The organism is Psychromonas sp. SP041, assembly GCF_000470315.2.
In the GTDB taxonomy this organism is placed as follows: Bacteria; Pseudomonadota; Gammaproteobacteria; order Enterobacterales; family Psychromonadaceae; genus Psychromonas.
The window spans coordinates 87,107-108,308 of the sequence record NZ_CBRF02000014.1 but is presented as its reverse complement, the minus strand read 5'-3'; the positions used below and the strand labels follow the sequence as shown (position 1 = coordinate 108,308).

Annotated in this window: 15 protein-coding genes and 1 tRNA gene; 9 read left to right on the top strand and 7 right to left on the bottom strand. The window is 37.8% G+C overall.

The features are described from left to right. Window positions 1-67 precede the first annotated feature (67 nt). Complete coding sequence (locus SP041_RS09865) at window positions 68-571, bottom strand: hypothetical protein (RefSeq protein WP_025565220.1); 504 nt, start codon at window positions 569-571, stop codon at window positions 68-70. A 376-nt stretch (window positions 572-947) separates the two neighbouring features. Beyond that, window positions 948-1,032 (bottom strand) — tRNA-Leu (locus SP041_RS09860). A gap of 182 nt (window positions 1,033-1,214) precedes the next feature. Here SP041_RS09860 and SP041_RS09855 point away from each other — a divergent pair. Further along, window positions 1,215-1,769, top strand: coding sequence for an RDD family protein (locus SP041_RS09855; RefSeq protein WP_025565221.1), 555 nt, complete (start codon window positions 1,215-1,217; stop codon window positions 1,767-1,769). 235 nt (window positions 1,770-2,004) lie between these two features. Here the strand turns inward: SP041_RS09855 and lptG are convergent, their stop codons facing one another. Both lptG and lptF read right to left on the bottom strand, forming a co-directional pair. After that, window positions 2,005-3,069 (bottom strand): LPS export ABC transporter permease LptG, encoded by a 1,065-nt coding sequence (gene lptG / locus SP041_RS09850; protein WP_025565222.1) that lies wholly within the window; start codon window positions 3,067-3,069, stop codon window positions 2,005-2,007. After that, a complete protein-coding gene (gene lptF / locus SP041_RS09845) occupies window positions 3,070-4,188 on the bottom strand; it encodes an LPS export ABC transporter permease LptF (protein ID WP_037049678.1) in 1,119 nt (372 codons plus the stop codon). A gap of 185 nt (window positions 4,189-4,373) precedes the next feature. On the opposite strand from lptF, the gene pepA reads away from it, so the two are divergent. The 4 genes from pepA to SP041_RS09825 all read left to right on the top strand — a co-directional run bounded on the left by pepA (window position 4,374) and on the right by SP041_RS09825 (window position 10,334). Beyond that, on the top strand, window positions 4,374-5,888 hold the full coding sequence (gene pepA, locus SP041_RS09840) for a leucyl aminopeptidase (RefSeq protein ID WP_025565225.1): 1,515 nt from the start codon (window positions 4,374-4,376) through the stop codon (window positions 5,886-5,888). A 32-nt stretch (window positions 5,889-5,920) separates the two neighbouring features. Beyond that, window positions 5,921-6,409, top strand: a complete 489-nt coding sequence (locus SP041_RS09835) for a DNA polymerase III subunit chi (RefSeq protein ID WP_025565226.1) — start codon at window positions 5,921-5,923, stop codon at window positions 6,407-6,409. Then, a complete protein-coding gene (locus SP041_RS09830) occupies window positions 6,409-9,267 on the top strand; it encodes a valine--tRNA ligase (RefSeq protein WP_025565227.1) in 2,859 nt (952 codons plus the stop codon). The genes SP041_RS09835 and SP041_RS09830 overlap by 1 nt, the downstream gene beginning before the upstream one ends. Window positions 9,268-9,440: 173 nt before the next feature. Then, window positions 9,441-10,334, top strand: coding sequence for a transporter substrate-binding domain-containing protein (locus SP041_RS09825; RefSeq protein WP_025565228.1), 894 nt, complete (start codon window positions 9,441-9,443; stop codon window positions 10,332-10,334). Window positions 10,335-10,426: 92 nt separating this feature from the next. Here SP041_RS09825 and SP041_RS09820 read toward each other — a convergent pair whose 3' ends face one another. Next, entirely contained in the window at window positions 10,427-11,941 is a 1,515-nt protein-coding gene (locus tag SP041_RS09820; protein ID WP_025565229.1) for a YifB family Mg chelatase-like AAA ATPase, read from the bottom strand. A 314-nt stretch (window positions 11,942-12,255) separates the two neighbouring features. Between SP041_RS09820 and SP041_RS09815 the strand changes: the two genes are divergently transcribed. The 4 genes from SP041_RS09815 (at window position 12,256) to ilvD (ending at window position 17,990) form a co-directional block, all read left to right on the top strand. Continuing rightward, entirely contained in the window at window positions 12,256-12,726 is a 471-nt protein-coding gene (locus SP041_RS09815; RefSeq protein WP_025565230.1) for a hypothetical protein, read from the top strand. A 1,423-nt stretch (window positions 12,727-14,149) separates the two neighbouring features. Beyond that, the gene (ilvG, locus tag SP041_RS09810; RefSeq protein ID WP_137297670.1) at window positions 14,150-15,796 is read left to right on the top strand and encodes an acetolactate synthase 2 catalytic subunit; all 1,647 of its coding nucleotides are present in this window, start codon (window positions 14,150-14,152) and stop codon (window positions 15,794-15,796) included. Continuing rightward, window positions 15,793-16,050, top strand: coding sequence for an acetolactate synthase 2 small subunit (gene ilvM, locus SP041_RS09805; RefSeq protein ID WP_137297669.1), 258 nt, complete (start codon window positions 15,793-15,795; stop codon window positions 16,048-16,050). The genes ilvG and ilvM overlap by 4 nt, the downstream gene beginning before the upstream one ends. Window positions 16,051-16,151: 101 nt before the next feature. Continuing rightward, on the top strand, window positions 16,152-17,990 hold the full coding sequence (gene ilvD, locus SP041_RS09800) for a dihydroxy-acid dehydratase (protein ID WP_137297668.1): 1,839 nt from the start codon (window positions 16,152-16,154) through the stop codon (window positions 17,988-17,990). A 155-nt stretch (window positions 17,991-18,145) separates the two neighbouring features. Here the strand turns inward: ilvD and SP041_RS09795 are convergent, their stop codons facing one another. Both SP041_RS09795 and tkt read right to left on the bottom strand, forming a co-directional pair. Continuing rightward, entirely contained in the window at window positions 18,146-18,856 is a 711-nt protein-coding gene (locus SP041_RS09795) for an ion transporter (protein WP_137297667.1), read from the bottom strand. Between the two features lie 137 nt (window positions 18,857-18,993). Further along, the gene (gene tkt, locus SP041_RS09790; protein ID WP_025563265.1) at window positions 18,994-20,982 is read right to left on the bottom strand and encodes a transketolase; all 1,989 of its coding nucleotides are present in this window, start codon (window positions 20,980-20,982) and stop codon (window positions 18,994-18,996) included. Window positions 20,983-21,202: the final 220 nt, after the last annotated feature.

Here is a 21,202-nt window from a genome sequence, read left to right as displayed (position 1 = left end):
GGTTATAACGATATTGTCAATAAATGTTGTGATGCTTGGAATCGCTTCAGTGAAGACAAAAATAGAGTCATCTCACAATGTTATAGAGACTGGACCAATCTGGAAACTTAATTATCGGAATTGGTATAACCGCCTCAGATAAAGCATAAATTGTATAAGTATAGTTTTTATCTCCGGGTCCTTGAGAGCAAGGCGGGCTGTATTCATTTAAATCATTTAGATTATTAATACCAATCTCACCAAGTACTTGATCACTTTTAACTTGATCGTTACTTGCATCAATATTGTACAGATTCCAATAGGAATGCACGTCATCAAATGCGTTGTGATGCATCATCAATGCATAATACTTTGTTCCTTGAGGTGAACCACTCCAACTAAGAGGGGGGGTAACGCCTTCACCATCACAAGTATATGTAATAGGTAACTGCCCGCCATCAGTCATTGCTGAACTCGTTAATACAAAACGACTTTCATTAGATTGTGCTAATGAATCACTATTACTTACATCACACGCACTTAACGTAAAAGAGCATGCACTAATCAATAAAAAGACCTGCGACTTTTTCATTACTTAAAACTCCGATAAATAACATTACAAATAAGGTAATTAGCGGATCAGAATAATGACTAAATGTGTGGTAATTATGTAGATGGGATTATGTAGATGGGATTATGTTAATTAATTAAAACGAAGTCCTCCCCCACTTCCATTTTAAAATAGAAAATATAAAATATAAAATATAAAATATAAACCTAATTATGATGATAAAACCCCTTATGTTTCAATACATTGATAACTTATACTCGGAGGATTTAGGGTATTTTTTCATTTGTAATTAAGACATGAATTAGAGAAAGTTTATGAAAATAAAGAGAAAAAGTTAAAATATACAAACAATAAAGCCCCGATACTTTTAAAGTATCGGGGCTTTATTGTTTGTATATGGTGCCCGAGGACGGACTTGAACCGTCACTCCTCTCGGAAACGGATTTTGAATCCGTCGCGTCTACCAATTTCACCACTCGGGCTGAGTGACAAAGATTATACCTATGCTTCTTCTACAAACAAGGATTTTCAATCACAAAAAGTGTAAGCGATTAAAAAGCAATCGATCCTTACCTATAAAGAATCAAAATCATACTTAAATAAATAAAATGCCAAGCGATTAGTCATTTGTTACACTGTTTTTTCAAACTTTTAAGGGATTATCATGGTCAAGCATAACAATACAAAAACAGCAGAGTTGAGCCTAGCGGAACAATACCAAAGTTGTGAACGCGCATCATTTTTTAAACGTTTAGGTGCCTATATCTACGATTTATTTGCACTTGGTGCGGTATTAATGCTGGCAACTATATTAGCATTATTGGCCGTTGTTATTGCCAATAAAGCAGGCTTTATTGATTTAAGTGTTTATAAAGATACTGCTGATTATTTAGGGAAAAGTTTAGTTTTCTTAATTTACTTATCGGTTGTCATTATTGGTTTTTTTACTTATTTCTGGAGCCAAGCAGGACAAACAATCGGCATGAAAGCATGGCGCTTACGAGTACAAAATAGCGATGGTACTAATATCAGCTTTACCCAAGCATTAATTAGGTTATCAACATCAGCTTTTGGGCTAGGTAACGTTATGTCATTATTAAAAGATCGTAATGCCTTTCAAGACTTATGGGGTGAATGCGAAGTGATTGTGATGACCAAAGAATTAAGTAATTGGAAAGGCTTTAAAGGCATGGCATTTATGGATGAAGATAAGAAATAAATCATTTGACTGTGCAGTGCTTACTAATTGATTACAAATTAGAAAGCACTTACTAAGCAATCATTATAAGCTCTCATTAATAGACGAACACTGCTAGGCAATCATCACAAGCTAATGACTTGCTAGCTTTACCAAACAACATAAGTTGTAATTTATCGCCTTCTAAATATACAGCAGTCAGTTACTAGGCATTTAATATGAATCAATGCTTAACAACTGGCTGCTCATTATTTTTCTAAGTTTGTTTTCTTAATAAGTACATAGCAATTAGCAATACCAATATACTTGGCAATACCGCCCCTAATATAGGCGGTAACCCAAAGACTAAACTTGCAGGACCAAAGAGCTCACCTGATACATGGAATGCAAAACCACTCGCAATACCAAAGATTAAACGCGTCCCCATCGGTACGGTTCTTAACCCACCAAAAATGAATGAAACTGACAACAACATCATTACGACGACAGTAAAAGGCAATACTGCTTTGCGCCACAACGTTAACCAATAGGTATTTGCATCTTGATCATTACTTTCTAAATAAGTGATATAACCATATATATCACGCATCGACATTTTATCGGGCTCACTAATAATCACTTCAAACTTTTTCGGTGTTAGCTCTGTCTCCCAAGTAAATTCAGGGAAATTTTCAACTGATGTTTTATATTCAAAAAAACTGGTCTTGCTAACATCTTCTAATAACCAATAACCTTCTTTATAAGTCGCTTTATTAGCAACCATTGCATAATCTAACGTCAGTTCTTTAGTAAAGAAATAAAGTTGTACATTGTAAAGCTCTGCTTTGCTATTCATTCGTCCAATGCTAACAAAAGAATCGGCATCTTTAGCCCAAATCCCATATTTATTCTCTACTTTTTCACTACCATTTTTTAATTGGTCTCGCATAAAGTAGGCTTCTTTATCGGTCTGAGGCGCAACAAATTCGCCTAATAACATAACGGCAATAACCATTGGAATGGCCGTCTTTAATACCGAATTTGCAATTCTAAACTTAGACATGCCAGCAGCCTGCATTACTACTAGTTCACTACTACTTGCCAACGAACCTAACCCAATAAGCGCACCAATTAAAGCGGCCATTGGAAAGAATAATGCAATTTCAACTGGCATTTTTAATAATACAAAATAAGCAGCAGAAAATACGGTGTACGCCCCTGTACCAACACTTTTCATTTGCTCAACAAATTTAATAATGCTGCTCAAACCAATTAATACGAATAGGCTTAAAAATGTAGCGGCAAAAATAGTACGGCCAATGTATCGGTCTAAAATACCCATTTATTTATCCACCTTAGGCGTTTCAACATTTTTCAACTTTTGTTTTTTTGGCTTAACATTAAATTTCCCGATAGTTTGCAAATGTAATATAACGCCAATAAAAAAGAATAATATTTGTACTGCCCAAATACCAAAGTAAGGGATCACTCCGTCTTCAATTAAACTCTTTGAAGCACTTAATAACAAAAAGAAGCTTAAATAGAGTGCTAAAGCCGGCAATAGTTTTGCGTAACGCCCTTGACGAGGATTAACTTTAGCCATAGGAACGGCCATAAAAGTAATTAATAATATAGAGACGGGAATAGCAATACGCCACTGCAACTCAGCTTGATAACGTGTGTCATTAACACCAATGAGCGCTGAAGTAGGTAAAGCATCAACACTGCGTTTTTTATTCTCTACTGCTGCATTAGCAATATGTACTTGGTAAGTTGAAAATTGAGAGTTCTCGAATTCATTTTTACCTACAATACCAGCGTAACGTTGACCATCTTTTAAAGTTAGCCAAGTGCCGTCTTTTTTATTCGCAACATTACCTGTTTTAGCCGTGATCACTGAAGGAGATATTCCTTCTTCCTCTTTTGGCCAATGGGCAGCAAAAACATTAACTAACGTTTTATTTTTTTCATATTTTTCAACATAGACTACTCCACCATTACCAGATGCTTTATGAAAACGCCCTTCAATTAAGGTTGCAGTACCTGCATTGGCTTCAGCTTTTTCAATAACAGAAACCATTTCATCTTCTGCGGTAGGCGCTAAATATAAGCTATTAAAGCTAGCAAAAACAAAAGTGAGTACTGACAACATTAATGTTGCTTTCAGCACTTTATTTGGACTATAACCACAAGAGGTCAATGCCACCATTTCACTTTCACTGTGTAACCGACCATGCGCAAATAATATCGCGAGATAGAAACTAATGGGTAACATTAACGTACCCAAGGTAGGCATATTTAAATATAAAACAGTTAATACTAAATCGGCAGGGATAACACCATTAATAGCTTGAGCAAGGATAGTAATAAATTTCTGACTAACAAATATAAGAACTAAAACAAAGAGAATGCCAACTTGGCTTTTAAATGTTTCTAACATTAAATAACGAAGAATTATCAAGCTGATCTCCAATGTAAAATAAGATGCTACAAAAGCGGTAAAATAGTGGATTAAGCAAACTATTACGGTAAAATTGCTATTTTAGTAAGTTTATATTACGTTTCAAGGTCCACAATGACCAATGATAACTGCATTTTCATAAAAATAGCACAGTTAATCTCAATATAATCGTTTTAAGGATACATATGGAATTTCTCGTAAAAAGTGGTAGCCCAGAAAAACAGCGCAGCGCATGTATCGTTGTTGGTGTATTTGAACCTCGACGTTTATCTCATGCAGCTGAAGTTTTAGATGAAATCAGCGAAGGTTATCTAAGTTCATTACTACGTCGTGGTGATATTGAAGGTAAAGTAGGACAGGTATTATTTTTACACCATGTACCTAACGTATTAAGCGAAAGAGTTTTATTAGTTGGCTGTGGTAAAGAGCGAGAGCTAACTGAAACACAATACAAACAGATCATTGAAAAAACCATTTCAACATTAAATGATACAGGCGCACTTGAGGCCATTTGTTTTTTATCTGAATTGCATATTAAAGGTAGAGATAGCTATTGGGCAGTTCGCCAAGCGATCGAAGCAACGCAAGATAGCTTATACAACTTCGACCAATTCAAAACCAATAAAGACAATACTCGCCGTCCATTACGTAAATTAACGTTTAATGTACCAAGTCGTAAAGAATTAACGCGTGCAGAATTAGCCTTACAACATGGATTAGCTATATCTGCAGGTATGAAATTATGTAAAGATTTAGCGAATATGCCGCCAAATATTTGTACTCCGCTGTATTTAAGCCAACAAGCACAAGAGCTTGATCAACGCTTTGATAAAATCACAACTGAAGTGGTTGATACAGAGCAAATGAAAGCGTTAGGCATGAACAGTTACCTAGCAGTAGCACAAGGTTCGGCGAACCCTGCTTATATGTCAATTATCAATTATCAAGGCGGTCCAACGGATCAAAAACCGATTGTACTTGTTGGTAAAGGATTAACCTTTGACTCTGGTGGTATTTCATTAAAACCAGGCGCAGGTATGGATGAAATGAAATACGACATGGGCGGCGCTGCATCAGTCTTTGGTGCATTAGAAGCAATCGCTCAACTAGACTTAGGTATTAACGTGATTGGTGTGATTGCAGGTGCTGAAAATATGCCATCAAGCAAAGCATACCGTCCTGGTGATATCTTAACGACCATGGCTGGACTCACTGTTGAAGTATTAAACACCGATGCTGAAGGCCGTTTAGTCTTATGTGACGCATTAACTTATGTAGAACGTTTTGACCCAGAATGTGTTATCGACGTAGCGACCTTAACAGGTGCTTGTATAATGGCATTAGGTCATAACATCAGTGCACTAATGAGCCCACATAAAGGTATGGTTCATGAGATTTTAGGTGCATCAAACCAAACGGGTGATAAAGCATGGCAATTACCGATGGACGATGATTTCCAAAAGCAACTTGATAGCCCATTTGCAGATATGGCAAACATTGGCGGTCGCCCTGCTGGTTCGATTACAGCGGCTTGTTTCTTATCTCGTTTCACTAAAGCTTATAACTGGGCACATTTGGATATTGCTGGTACAGCTTGGCGCTCAGGCGCTAACAAAGGTGCGACTGGCCGCCCTGTTCCGTTATTAACACAATTTGTCATTAATCGTAGTGAACAAGAAATAGCGGAATTAGACGCTTAAATGTTAACGTTCAATAATAAGTTGAGTTCATAATGAGCCAAGTTATCTTTTATATTCACTCAGAAGATACTTTAGCATCAACAGCTGAAGCGAGTTTGCCAACACATTTTGTGCAAGCTTGCCAGCTCGCGGCTTTTTATTACCAACAAAATAAAAAAGTGTTTATTTATACTGAAAATCAACAGGATGCTTTTACTGTTGATGAGTATTTATGGCAGTTTGATGGCGATAGTTTTGTCCCGCATAACTTAATTGGTGAAGGTCCTCGTTATGGATCTCCGGTTGAGATTAGTTGGCTTGCACCGCAACACCCGCGTGCAGTGCTGATTAACCTCAGCCAAAACATTCCGGAATTTAATTTAAACTTCCAACAAATTATTGATTTTGTGCCAGCACAAGAACAACTAAAAATTAATGCGCGAATGCGCTACAGTGCTTATAAAAAATTAGGCCACACCCTCTCTACTCAAGATGTTAAGACTGCATCTCAAGAGTTAACTAACCAGACAGAAGACAAATGATGGAAAAGATATACAACCCAAGTGCGATTGAGCAAAGAAATTACCAAACCTGGGAAGAAAAAGGTTACTTCAAACCACACGGCGATACTGATAAAGAAAGTTTCTGCATCATGATCCCACCACCAAATGTCACTGGTAGTTTACACATGGGTCATGCATTCCAAGATACGATTATGGATACGCTTATTCGTTACCAACGTATGCAAGGTAAAAATACGTTGTGGCAAATGGGGACTGACCATGCTGGTATCGCAACACAAATGGTCGTTGAACGTAAACTTTTTGCAGAAACAGGTCAAACGCGTAAAGAATTAGGGCGTGAAACCTTCATCGAAAAAATCTGGGATTGGAAAGCCGAGTCTGGCGGTAATATTTCTCGTCAAATGCGTCGTTTGGGTACCTCTGTAGACTGGGATCGTGAACGCTTTACCATGGATGATGGCCTTTCTGAAGCCGTTAAAAAGACCTTTGTTGATTTGTATAATGATGACCTTATTTACCGTGGCAAACGTCTGGTTAACTGGGATCCTAAATTACAAACTGCTATTTCAGATTTAGAAGTAGAAAATAAAGATGTTAAAGGGTTTATGTGGCATTTCCGCTACCCATTAGCAAATGGCGTCAAAACAGCTGATGGTAAAGACTACATAGTAGTCGCAACTACTCGCCCAGAGACAGTATTAGGCGATACAGGTGTTGCTGTTAACCCTGAAGATCCACGTTATAAAGATCTCATCGGTCAAAGTATTTTATTACCTTTTGTTAATCGTGAAATTCCAATTATTGGTGACGATCATGCTGATATGGAAAAAGGAACGGGTTGTGTGAAAATCACCCCTGCGCATGATTTTAATGACTATGAAGTAGGTAAACGCAACAAATTACCAATGATCAACGTCTTAACCTTTGAAGCTTGTATTCGTGAAAGCGCTGAAGTATTTAATACTAACGGTGAAAAAAGTGAAGATTACCCAGCTGATTTACCAGCACAATTCCAAGGTTTAACTCGTGAGGCTGCGCGTAAACTAGTGGTTAGTGAATTAGATGCATTAGGTTTATTAGAAGAAGTTAAAGACCATGATTTAACAGTACCTTACGGAGACCGTGGCGGTGTTGTGATTGAACCAATGCTAACAGACCAATGGTATGTGCGTGTTGCTCCTCTTGCTAAAACAGCAACAGAAGCGGTTGCTAATGGTGATATCAAATTTGTACCACAACAATACGAAAACATGTACAACTCATGGATGAATGATTTAAATGATTGGTGTGTTTCACGTCAATTATGGTGGGGGCATCGTATCCCAGCGTGGTATGACGAAGCAGGTAAAGTTTATGTTGGACATACAGAAGCTGAAGTACGTGCGAAACATTACTTAGATGACAGCGTTGTATTACGCCAAGATGATGACGTATTAGATACGTGGTTCTCTTCAGGTCTTTGGACATTCTCTACACTAGGTTGGCCAAACCAAACAATGGATCTTAAAACCTTCCACTCTACTGATGTATTGGTAACCGGTTTTGACATCATATTCTTCTGGGTTGCGCGTATGATCATGATGACCATGCACTTTATGAAGAATGAAGATGGCACGCCACAAGTTCCCTTTAAAACGGTTTATGTAACAGGCCTAATTCGCGACGAAAATGGCGATAAAATGTCTAAATCTAAAGGTAACGTATTAGATCCTTTAGATATGATTGATGGTTTAGACCTAGAAAGTTTAGTGACTAAACGTACTGGCAACATGATGCAACCACAGCTTGCTAAGAAAATTGAAAAAGATACGCGTAAAACATTTGCAGACGGTATCGAAGCACATGGTACAGATGCACTACGTTTCACTCTAGCAGCAATGGCATCAACCGGTCGTGATATCAACTGGGATATGAATCGTCTTGAAGGTTACCGTAACTTCTGTAACAAGTTATGGAATGCGAGCCGTTATGTATTAATGGATGCAGAAGATCAAGATTTTGGTTTTGGCGATAACAAAGCGATGCAATTTAGCCTTGCCGATCGTTGGATTCAAGGTCAATTGCAAAATATGATCAAAGAGTTCCGCCAAGCATTAGATACCTACCGTTTTGATATCGCTGCAAACATTCTTTACGATTTCATCTGGAATGAATTCTGTGGCTGGTACTTAGAGTTAACTAAACCTGTTTTATTCAAAGGCAATGAAGACGAGCAACGTGGTACTCGACATACGCTAATCAGCGTATTAGAAACATTATTACGTGTTGCACATCCAATGCTACCGTTTATGACTGAAGAAATTTGGCAACGTGTGAAAGCCATCACAGGTCAAGGTGGTGACACTATCATGCTTGAAGCTTACCCTGAATATGATGCAGCGCAGGTTGATGAACAAGCCGTGGCGGACCTTGAATGGGTTAAGCAAGTGATTGATGCAGTGCGTAACATTCGTGGTGAAATGGATATTAGCCCGAAAGTACCGCTTAACGTGTTAGTTAGAAATGCAAGCAGTGAAGATACGCGTCGATTTGCTGATAATGAAGCATTTTTAGCGGCATTAGCAAAATTAGAAAGTGTTACTTTTGTTGCTAAAGGTCAAGAAACACCAGCGTCTGTTACCGCTTTAGTAGGCGGCTTAGAGTTGTTGATTCCAATGGCTGGTTTAATTGATGTTGAAGCTGAGCTAGCACGTTTAGCGAAGCAACTTGAGAAAGCAACGAAAGAGCTAGACAAGGTATCAGGCAAGTTAAGTAACGAACGTTTTGTGAGTAATGCACCAGAAGCGGTTATTACTAAGGAAAAAGCGAAACAAGCTGAATTCCAAACAACTTGCGACAAACTAAATGAGCAAATTGAGACAATCAAAGCGCTTTAATATAATGATTAATTAGTTTGACATTAACTAAGTAAAAACTAAAAAGGGACTTAATTTAAGTCCCTTTTTTATGACATATTGTCCAAATTAACATTTCAATGAATAAAATGATAAAGCTCAGCGTGCAAAGCGCACTTTAACCTATTAGTACTTTAAATTTTAATGATAAGAATATGCTGAAATTAACCATTTTGATGATCACTATACTCTCAATTATTTTTTCATCCGTCGGTCACGCTAAAGAAAAATCAGTTGTGCCTATTTCACCGAAAAAAATAATTGTTTGGCAACATACTATTGATAATCCTACCAAAGTAATTATGCAAATACTTAACCAAGCACTTGATATTACAAAAGAAGAATACGGTGATTATGAAATAGTTTCATCAATACCGATGGAACAAAGAAGAGCAATATCGAAGTTATCTAAAAAGCACAAAGGAGAGTTGGACATTGCACATTTTGCAAGTAGCGAAAGCAGAGAAAAAAGTGCAATTGCAGTTCGTATTCCACTACTTGAGGGGTTATTAGGCTATCGAGTTTGTTTAATCAGAAAGAACCATCAATATAAATTCTTTAACATTAACAACATGCAAGATTTCATTGATAAGAATATCACAATTGGACAACAGCAGGATTGGCTTGATACCAAAATATTAAAAAATAATGGGCTAAACGTTCAGACATCCTATAAGTATTCTTTGTTATTTAGACAATTAGAAAAACAACGTTTTGATTGCTTTTTACGAGGTATTAATGAAATTGGAGATGAGCTTGAGCTACAGAAAAACTCTAATTTAGTCGTCGAAAACAATTTACTTTTCCATTACCCTTTTCCATTATTCTTTTTTGTTAATGGCGATCGTCCAGACTTAGCTGAACGATTAACGGTAGGCTTAACATCACTTCAAGAAAAGGGTGTATTAACGCAATTATTAGAAGATTATTTTAAAGATAAACTTGAAGCATTACACTTGAATACACGCAAAGTTTTTCATCTCGAGAACTCTTTTATCTCTGAACAATCACTACACTCAATTAATACCATTCCTTGGTTACCTTTATAACGAGTGCACTCTCATATATAAGTTTAATTAATTGATTGCTTGAGTGATTGTTTACGGTTTAAAACAGTCAATGAATTAAGTATGAATATCCACTAATTAAAGCTACTCAATAAGCGGTCCATCGCTCGATAGTTTAACGCTTCACACAAGTGTGCTTTAGTAATATTTTGTTGCTGCTGCAGATCGGCAATGCTCCGAGCGACTTTCAACAAACTATGCCAAGCCCGAATAGACAATCCCATTTTCTCAATCGCTTGCTCTAAAAACAATGCATCCTCCTTCGTTAATACGCAATATATATTCACCTCTTGACTTGATAAGTAATGGTTTAACTTACCTTGACGTTGTAGTTGAATATTACGAGCAACTAAAACCCTTTCTTTAATATCTGCACTTTTTTCAGTTGAATTATGTAACCCTTGCTGTGAATCAGCCAACATTCCCTTAGGTAATAAGGGCACCATAATAGCCAATGCAAAACGGTCTAAAAATGGCCCTGATAAACGATTTAAATAACGTAAGATCTGATCTGGAGTACTGCGCCTGAGCTGTCCGGATATATGACCACAAGGACTTGGGTTCATGGCCGCAATCAGTTGAAAATGAGCGGGGAAAGTGACTTGATTGGCCGCGCGAGAAATAGTGACATTATGGTTTTCCATTGGCTGGCGTAAACTGTCTAACACTTGTCTTGGAAATTCAGGTAACTCATCGAGAAATAAAACACCATGATGAGATAAAGATATTTCACCCGGTTTAGGCTTTCCACCGCCCCCCACTAATGCAACCGCTGATGCACTGTGATGCGGAGCTCGATAAGGAGGAGAAAACCAATCATCACGTTGCTTGCCACATACTGAATATACAGCCGCCGTTTGTAATGCTTGCTGCTCTTCCAAATTAGGCAATAACGTCATAAACCGCTCAGCTAACATACTCTTTCCAGTACCAGGCGGACCAATCAGTAGTAAATTATGGGAACCAGTCGCAGCAATTTCTAATACCCTTTTAGCTTGCTCTTGTCCTAATACATCACTGAAATCAAGGTGAGAATGTTTGGCTGGCGGCGCTTCACTTTGCTCTGCTGAAGGTAATGTTAATTGTTGCTGTAAAAAGGCACAGACATCAATCAAATGTTTTGCAACAAAACCTTGTGCGCCAGTCAATGCACATTCATGCTCGTTGTCAGTACACACAATCACTTGTCGCTTTTGTTGTTTAGCCGCTAAAGCACAGGGAATGATACCATCGACGCAGCGTAACTCCCCAGATAAGGATAGCTCCCCATAACATTCAAAGTTTAATATTTCAGGACACTTTATTTGGTCTGATGCTAATAAAATGCCGATAGCAATCGCTAAATCAAATCGACCACCTTCTTTAGGTAAATTAGCAGGCGCTAGATTGACAGTGATTCTTTTACTTGGGAATTTAAAGTTACTATTCAAAATAGCACTACGTACTCTATCCTTAGCTTCTTTAACCGACGTTTCAGGTAAACCAACCAAAGAAAAGCCGGGTAACCCCGTACCAAGGTGCACTTCAACCTCTACTTCAGGTGCATCGACTCCTGAAATAGAGCGACAAACTAATCTTGCTAATGCCATGAAACTCCCTTTGATATTCATTAGTTAAAGAATTAATTAACGGTGTAATCAAACAAGTATAGAAGTCAAAAATTATTCAGCAAAAAATAGCACAACAATAACCGTGATTAAGTTATTTAATATATAAAATTTCAACCTAAATAGTTTAAGAATTCAATACAGTTACTTTTTATAATTAGTGATGGTTAGGACGGCGATTATTTAGCATAAAGGGTATTTAAAGTGGGTGGTTCTTCACGGTATTTTTTTATATTAAATAGTATCGTATGACAACTTAAACAATAATGAATGAATCAAGAACGAGGAAGTTTAAAATGAGAAGCAATAAAGAAATTGCATTAGATGCCATCGATTTAGTCACTCCAGCAATACTTAAATTATTTGAACGCACTAATCGAAAAGAGCTACACATTGTGATCATGGATCCTACGCTAAAACCATGGGAATCAGACTTTGATAACGCCATTTTAGTTGAACAATCACTAGGAAATCCAAGTGAATGGACTATTCCTTTTGACAAGTTAGCGAGAAAAAAAGCATACCAAGCTTGGCGTAATGGTTGTGCTAATGTTGATATTCAAAATAAACACCCTTCTTCATTACAAGATGACGACATTTTATTTTACGGTTCTTTCGTATATGGCAATATCGTTGTCGGTTGTAGTGGTGTTGAACAGCATTACGATATGTTAATGAGCAGTTGGATAGCATTAGCCTTTGAGCAATTAACCGTCGCAGAATACACAAAGAGTAAAGCTGAAACGCCAACAAAAGCGTTTAGATAATTTATTGTTATTTTGTTATTAATTCTAAAAAGGCTTCTAGCTGCTAGAGGCTTTTTTTATGTTTGCCATATAAGTCTTAATTTTTAAATATCTATCACTGCAAAACGCTATGGTCCCCAAGATCATGAAGGAAAGTCAAAAATAAAAGATTCACTTATTTACAGCTTTTGACCTAACTTTCTCGACCCTTCGAAGTTAATTACCTGTTGGTTTTAAAACAGAAATCACCACGAAACGCTGCGCTTCACGAAGGACACGAAGGAAAATCAAAACATCAGAACTATTTTTTAACAATAAATACAATATTTAGTGTTTTACTTATATAAAAGTTTTGACCTTACCTTCTTCACCCTTCGTGGCTTCGTGGTAAATTCACTTTTGATTTTAAAAAACAAAATTAACCACGAAGCGCTTCACGAAAAACACAAAGGAAAACAAAACATCAAAACTACTTTTTTAACAAAAATACAATATTTAGTGTGTTACTTATATAAAGGTTTTGACCTTACCTTCTTCACCCTTCGTGGCTTCGTGCTAAATCTGCTGTTGATTTAAAAAAACAACATTAACCACGAAGCGCTACGCTTCACGAAGAACATCAAGGAAAATAAAAACATCAAAAATATTTTTTTAACAATAAATACAATATTTAGTGCTTTACTTATATAAAAGTTTTGACCTTACCTTCTTCACCCTTCGTGCCTTCGTGGTAAATTCACTGTTGATTTTAAAAAACAACATTAACCACGAAGCGCTACGCTTCACGAAGAACACGAAGGAAAATCAAAACATCAGAACTATTTTTTAACAATAAATACAATATTTAGTGTTTTACTTATATAAAAGTTTTGACCTTACCTTCTTCACCCTTCGTGGCTTCGTGCTAAATCTGCTGTTGATTTAAAAAAACAACATTAACCACGAAGCGCTACGCTTCACAAAGAACATCAAGGAAAATAAAAACATTAAAAATATTTTTAACAAATAAATACAATATTTAGTGTTCTATTTATATAAAGGTTTTGACCTTACCTTCTTCACCCTTCGTGCCTTCGTGGTAAATCTGCTTTTGATTTAAAAGAACAACATTAACCACGAAGCGCTTCACGAAGAATACGAAGGAACAACAAAATATAACGCCTTCTTTCTATTTGATTTATATAAAAACTCGACCTAACCCTCTCCCCCCTTTCGAGGCTAATCCGCTTTTGATTTTAATAAAACCAAGCAATCCAAAGGATGATATCAGTGCTTATTTTATATTTAACAACTTACTAGTGAATATATGTTCAACAATCTGTTTAAAAATGTGACAAAAGTTGTTTGATAAGCGCTTTTTTGCTATAAATAGCACCCTTTTAAAAATCAATCTAGCCCCACTTTACAAGCGATTGATTGACCATCATTATTTCAGGAAGAACCCATGAACGGTGCACATTTTGTTGTACAGGCTTTAAAAGAACAAAACGTAACACAAGTGTTTGGTTATCCAGGTGGAGCCATTATGCCTCTTTACGATGCGCTTTATGATGGTGGCGTTGACCATCTATTATGTCGTCATGAGCAAGGTGCAGCAATGGCTGCCATTGGCTATGCTCGTTCAACAGGTAAAGTCGGCGTTTGTATTGCCACTTCAGGCCCCGGTGCAACTAACCTCATCACGGGACTAGCAGATGCATTACTAGATTCAGTCCCTGTCATTGCAATTACCGGACAAGTCCCAACGCACTTAATTGGCACTGACGCGTTCCAAGAAGTTGATGTGTTAGGTCTATCATTAGCCTGTACTAAACATAGCTTTATGGTCCAAACTGCTGAAGAATTAGGTTCAGTCATCGAACAAGCTTTCGAAATAGCGACGACTGGCCGCCCCGGCCCTGTTTTAATCGACATACCAAAAGATATTCAAGTTGGCCCTAGTGTTGCACACGCACTTGCTAAACTAATGAATACAGAAAAAACACTTAATATTGCCGCGATTGATCAAGCGAAAACGATGATCAGGGCGTCTCAAAAGCCACTTATTTACGTCGGTGGTGGTGTTGGAATGGCCAACGCAGTTAGTGAATTACGAGACTTGATTGCTGCAACAGAGATTCCAAGCGTTTGTACATTGAAAGCGATTGGTTGTATCAAACATGACTCCCCTTATTTCATGGGTATGGTAGGAATGCACGGTAGCAAAGCTTCTAACTTGGCGATTCAAGAATGTGATCTGCTTATTGCTATTGGCGCTCGCTTTGATGACAGAGTAACAGGCAAACTAGATGAATTTGCACCAAATGCAAAAGTAATCCATTTAGATATTGATGCAGCAGAAATTGATAAATTGCGACAAGTTACTCTCTCAATGACTGATGACTTAAAACAAGTGCTACCTGCTATTACAATCAAACCGAACATTGAACAATGGCAACAACATATTGCAGAAATGAAAGTGCAACACGTGAGTCGTTATGATCACCCTGGCGAACCTATTTTTGCACCTGCATTACTTCGCCAACTAGCACAAACAATGCCTGCCGATACCGTAATTTGTAGTGATGTAGGTCAACATCAAATGTGGGTTGCACAACACATGTTTGTAGACCGCCCTGAGAATCATATTTCAAGCTCTGGCTTAGGTACAATGGGATTTGGTGTCCCCGCAGCGGTTGGCGCGCAAGTTGCTCGTCCAAATGATACCGTGATCGCTGTTTCTGGTGATGGTTCATTTATGATGAACGTACAAGAACTGGGCACGATTAAACGCAGAAAATTACCTGTTAAAATTTTACTTATTGATAACCAACGTTTAGGCATGGTTCGTCAATGGCAGAAATTATTCTTTAACGGTCGTTATAGCGAAACCATTTTAACGGATAACCCAGACTTCGTAACATTAGCCAGTGCATTTGATATTCCTGGTGAAACCATTGCGACAAAATCGCAAATAGACCAAGCATTACAACGTTTATTAAATAGCGATGGCCCCTACTTATTACACGTGTCAATTTCTGAAGAAGAAAATGTGTGGCCATTAGTACCACCAGGCGCACCTAATGACAGAATGATGGAGAGTGTAGAATGATTAACGCATTAACAGTTGAAGCTAAAAATAGTCCAGAATTTTTAGAGCGTTTATTACGTGTCTGCCGTCATCGAGGTTTCACAATTCAAAGCATTAATGCGGAAGTGAATAATACACAGCACACAACGCAGATTAATTTAACCGTTTGTAGTGAAAGAGATATCAGTCTCTTAACCAAGCAAATTGACAAAGTCGTTGGTGTTATAGGGCTCACCCTATTGCAACAACCAGAAAACATTAAAGCAAGTGCGTAAATTGTAGATTGTCCCTTTAAGGATTATCTGTTTTACTGCAACTAACTATTATTAATATCAAGGCCAAGTTACTTGGTCGCAAGCAGTTTAAGGAAATAAGAATGCCAGTTTATCGTTCAAAAACATCCACACATGGTCGTAACATGGCAGGTGCTCGTGCATTATGGCGCGCAACTGGCGTAAAAGATGATGACTTTGGAAAGCCAATCATCGCGATTGCAAACTCATTCACACAATTTGTACCGGGTCACGTACACCTAAAAGACATGGGTCAATTAGTAGCACGTGAAATTGAGAAAGCTGGCGGTATTGCTAAAGAATTCAATACAATCGCAATAGACGATGGTATCGCGATGGGTCACTCAGGTATGTTATATAGCTTGCCTTCACGTGACTTAATTGCAGACTCAATTGAATACATGGTAAATGCTCACTGTGCAGATGCAATCGTTTGTATTTCTAACTGTGACAAAATTACACCGGGAATGTTAATGGCGGCATTACGCTTAAACATCCCAGTTATATTTGTATCAGGCGGACCAATGGAAGCAGGTAAAACTAAGCTTTCAGATCAAATCATTAAACTAGATTTAGTTGATGCGATGGTAATGGGTCCTGATAAAAACGTATCAGACGAAGATCTTGAAAAAGTAGAACGTAGTGCATGTCCAACATGTGGTTCTTGTTCTGGTATGTTTACAGCAAACTCAATGAACTGTTTAACAGAAGCATTAGGTTTATCACTACCGGGTAACGGTTCAATGTTAGCAACACATGCTGACCGTGAGAATTTATTCTTAGAAGCTGGACGTCGTATTGTTGACATTACAAAACGTCATTACCAAGAAGATGATTACTCAGTATTGCCACGCTCTATCGCAGGTCGCCCTGCTTTTGAAAATGCAATGGCACTAGATATTGCAATGGGTGGTTCTACTAATACGATCTTACATCTATTAGCTTGTGCACAAGAAGCTGAATTAGACTTTACCGTTGCAGACATGGACAAAATGTCTCGTCGTATCCCACAGCTTTGTAAAGTGGCACCTTCTACACCTGAATACCACATGGAAGATGTACATCGCGCCGGTGGTGTAATGGCTATCTTAGGCGAGTTAGACAGAGCAGGTTTATTAAATAGCGAAATCCCTACTATCCTAAGCCCGACCATGAAAGAGCAACTTGCTCATTACGATATTATGCAAACTAAAGACCAAGCGATTATTGATTTTTATCGTGCAGGCCCTGCAGGTATCCGCACAGTGAAAGCATTCAGCCAATCTTGCCGTTGGGATACAGTGGATAATGACCGTAAAAATGGTTGTATCCGCTCACTAGAAAACGCATTCAGCACAGAAGGCGGTTTAGCAGTATTATTTGGTAATATGGCGGTTGATGGCGCTGTTGTTAAAACGGCAGGTGTTGATGATGATAACCTAACATTTACTGGTCCAGCTAAAATATACGAAAGCCAAGATGATGCTGTTGAAGCAATTCTAGGTGGTAAAGTGGTTGCTGGCGATGTGGTTGTTATTCGCTACGAAGGTCCACAAGGTGGCCCAGGTATGCAAGAAATGCTTTACCCAACGTCTTACCTTAAATCAATGGGATTGGGTAAACAGTGCGCATTAATCACTGATGGTCGTTTCTCAGGCGGTACTTCTGGTCTATCAATTGGACATGTTTCACCTGAAGCAGCAGCTGGCGGAGTGATTGGTTTAATTGAAAACGGTGACATCATCGATATCAATATTCCAACACGCGCAATGGACTTAAAAGTATCTGAAGAAGTACTCGCTGAGCGTCGCGCTAAGCAAGATACTATCGGTTGGAAACCTGTTGACCGTATCCGCCCTATTTCAGCTGCATTAAAAGTTTATGCAATGATGGCAACATCAGCTGATAAAGGTGCAGTACGTGATTTAAGTAAACTTAAATAATCTACTTTTTTTAATACTATTATCCCGTTTGTAATATATTTACAAACGGGATTTTTTTATAGCTTATTATATATGAATAATACGTAACCAGATGGCTACATAGCCTTAAGTTAAACTCATCGTACTCATCTAATAACTATTTTTAATATTCTAACTTACTTCTCATTCACTACTCTATCTTGTGCCAATGCAGAAGCAAATAACCCAGTTGGTACAGCTATTACAGCTAAACCTATCGTTAAAATAACAAATGTAAATATTTTTCCACCAGCTGTTATAGGATACATATCACCATAACCGACTGTCGTTAGTGTAGTCACTGCCCACCATAAACAATGAAAAATAGATTTGAATAACTCAGGTTGTGCAGCATTCTCAAAATAATAAATTCCAACAGCCGACAAATATAATAAAATTAACACGATAAAACCAAATAAAATGAGTTCTTCTTTAACTGATAACAATGCATCTCTGAATCGTTTCAAGGCTTGATTATACCTAAATAATTTTAGTATCCGAATTAAACGTAAAAACCTAAAAATACGTATAGTGCGAAGATCTAGCCCAATGATATAGAAAGGGACTATCGCACATAAATCAACTATGCCGTAAAAACTAAAAACAAATTTGAATTTTCTTTTTGCTGTGATGATCCTTAATAAATATTCAATTGTAAATACCACTATAGTGAACAATTCTATTAAATTTAAAAGTTCGCGATACGAAGCTGAAAGGTCTGGCAGAGTCTCAAGTGAAAATGTCACTAAGGATAATACAATCAACAGCTGAATTGATAACATAAAGGCGACGCCATAAGTTGAATCTTCTCCTTCTAAAATTAATCTTATTCTATTTTTTGATAGCATTTTATTACCTTTATTTAGGAGATATTAATACGGACTTTACCTCTTTTCTTAATATTTATATATTTTAGATATAAAAAAACCGTGTTTAACTATTAACTAGTTAAACACGGTTTTTAAACAAAGAGAAAGTTAGCTAATTATAAAGCGTTAGCTGTTTCTACTACGTTTTTAACAGTGAAACCAAACATTTCAAATAGTTGATCAGCAGGCGCTGACTCACCAAAAGTAGTCATACCAATCACTGCGCCGTTTAGACCTACATATTTGTACCAGTAATCAGCAATACCTGCTTCAATAGCAACACGCTTAGTAACCGCTGCTGGTAATACAGATTCTTTGTATTCAGCTGATTGAAGTTCAAATTGCTCAGTACAAGGAATTGAAACAACACGCACTGCTTTACCTGAAGCTGTTAATTCAGCAGCAGCTTGCATTGCTAATTCAACTTCTGAACCTGTCGCAATTAAGATGATTTCAGCAGGTGTAGCGCTATCAAGCAATACATAACCACCTTTTGCAACGTCAGCTAATTGCTGAGCATCACGCGCTTGTGGTTTTAAGTTTTGACGGCTGAAGATAAGTGATGATGGTGCATCAACAGATTCAATTGCGAATTTCCAAGCGACAGCAGATTCAACACTGTCACATGGACGCCATGTGTTCATATTTGGTGTTAAACGTAAGCTAGCGATTTGTTCAACAGGTTGGTGAGTTGGACCATCTTCACCTAAACCAATTGAATCATGTGTAAACACTTGAATAGAACGTTGCTTCATTAATGCAGACATACGTAATGCATTACGTGCATATTCCATAAACATTAGGAAAGTAGCGCCGTAAGGAACAAAACCTTTATGTAATGCAATACCGTTGATGATTGCAGCCATTGCAAACTCACGTACACCGTAATGCAAGTAGTTACCAGTTGCGTCGTCAGCAGTAATCGCTTTAGTACCAGACCACATAGTTAAGTTAGATGGCGCTAAATCAGCAGAACCACCTAACAACTCTGGCAACATTGCGCCAAATGCTTCGATACAGTTTTGTGATGCTTTACGTGTAGCGATATTACCTTGGTTTGCTTGTAAATCAGCAATGTAAGCAGAAGATTTCGCTTCCCACTCAGCAGGTAATTCATTATTAACACGACGTTTGTATTCACTTGCTAATTCAGGGTAAGCCGCTGCGTATGCTGCGAATTTTTCATCCCAAGATTTCTCTGCTGCTTGACCTTGTTCTTTGTTATCCCAACCAGCATAAACATCAGCAGGAATTTCAAATGGACCGTGGTTCCAGCCAAGTGCTTTACGTGTTGCAGCAATTTCATCGTGACCTAATGGTGCACCGTGACAATCGTGTGTACCTTGCTTAGCAGGAGAACCAAAACCAATAATCGTTTTACAACAAATCATCGTTGGTTTAGTTGTTTCAGCTTTTGCAGAAATGATAGCCGCTTTAATTTCTTCAGGGTTATGCCCGTCAACAGAAATCACTTGCCATCCATAAGCTTCAAAACGTTTAGGTGTATCGTCAGTGAACCAACCTTCTACTTCACCATCGATTGAAATGCCGTTGTCATCCCAGAATGCAATCAGTTTACCTAAACCTAAAGTACCCGCTAAAGAACAAGCTTCATGCGAAATACCTTCCATCAAACAACCGTCACCTAGGAAAGTGTATGTATGATGATCAACAATTTCATGACCTTCTTTATTAAAAGAAGCTGCTAATGAACGCTCAGCAATCGCCATGCCGATAGCATTGGTGATACCTTGGCCTAATGGACCCGTTGTTGTTTCAATGCCCGGTGCGTAACCGTATTCAGGGTGACCTGGTGTTTTAGAATGTAATTGGCGGAAGCTTTTAAGGTCTTCAATTGATAAGTCATAACCTGTTAAATGCAATAGAGAATAGATAAGCATTGAACCATGGCCGTTAGACAGAATAAAACGGTCGCGATCAGCCCAGTTTGGGTTAGTTGGGTTATGCTTTAAAAAATCCGTCCATAATACTTGTGCGATATCAGCCATTCCCATTGGTGCGCCTGGGTGACCTGAATTGGCTTTTTGGACAGCATCCATACTAAGGGCGCGTATTGCGTTAGCTAACTCTTGACGAGAAGGCATCTGTTTCTCCTGATTACATTTTGAATTAATGAAGTTGCGGGTATATGTGGCGCGGATTATCCCAAATACCCAGTGTTTGGGCAATGGTAAAGTTACAATTTGATCACATATTTAAAGAAAATAAAGTTCAACTTGAATAGGTAATGATAAAGCGATTGAATATGAGGGACTGGAATAGGTAAAAGTAATTTAATCGCATAAGGAATAGACTAATATTCCT

Coding starts and splice junctions, on each gene's coding strand:
- tkt (WP_025563265.1), bottom strand. CDS start 20,982: ATGCCTTCTCGTCAAGAGTTAGCTAACGCAATACGCGCCCTTAGTATG.
- SP041_RS09855 (WP_025565221.1), top strand. CDS start 1,215: ATGGTCAAGCATAACAATACAAAAACAGCAGAGTTGAGCCTAGCGGAA.
- ilvM (WP_137297669.1), top strand. CDS start 15,793: ATGATTAACGCATTAACAGTTGAAGCTAAAAATAGTCCAGAATTTTTA.
- SP041_RS09815 (WP_025565230.1), top strand. CDS start 12,256: ATGAGAAGCAATAAAGAAATTGCATTAGATGCCATCGATTTAGTCACT.
- SP041_RS09825 (WP_025565228.1), top strand. CDS start 9,441: ATGCTGAAATTAACCATTTTGATGATCACTATACTCTCAATTATTTTT.
- ilvD (WP_137297668.1), top strand. CDS start 16,152: ATGCCAGTTTATCGTTCAAAAACATCCACACATGGTCGTAACATGGCA.
- SP041_RS09865 (WP_025565220.1), bottom strand. CDS start 571: ATGAAAAAGTCGCAGGTCTTTTTATTGATTAGTGCATGCTCTTTTACG.
- SP041_RS09820 (WP_025565229.1), bottom strand. CDS start 11,941: ATGGCATTAGCAAGATTAGTTTGTCGCTCTATTTCAGGAGTCGATGCA.
- lptG (WP_025565222.1), bottom strand. CDS start 3,069: ATGGGTATTTTAGACCGATACATTGGCCGTACTATTTTTGCCGCTACA.
- SP041_RS09795 (WP_137297667.1), bottom strand. CDS start 18,856: ATGCTATCAAAAAATAGAATAAGATTAATTTTAGAAGGAGAAGATTCA.
- SP041_RS09830 (WP_025565227.1), top strand. CDS start 6,409: ATGGAAAAGATATACAACCCAAGTGCGATTGAGCAAAGAAATTACCAA.
- SP041_RS09835 (WP_025565226.1), top strand. CDS start 5,921: ATGAGCCAAGTTATCTTTTATATTCACTCAGAAGATACTTTAGCATCA.
- ilvG (WP_137297670.1), top strand. CDS start 14,150: ATGAACGGTGCACATTTTGTTGTACAGGCTTTAAAAGAACAAAACGTA.
- pepA (WP_025565225.1), top strand. CDS start 4,374: ATGGAATTTCTCGTAAAAAGTGGTAGCCCAGAAAAACAGCGCAGCGCA.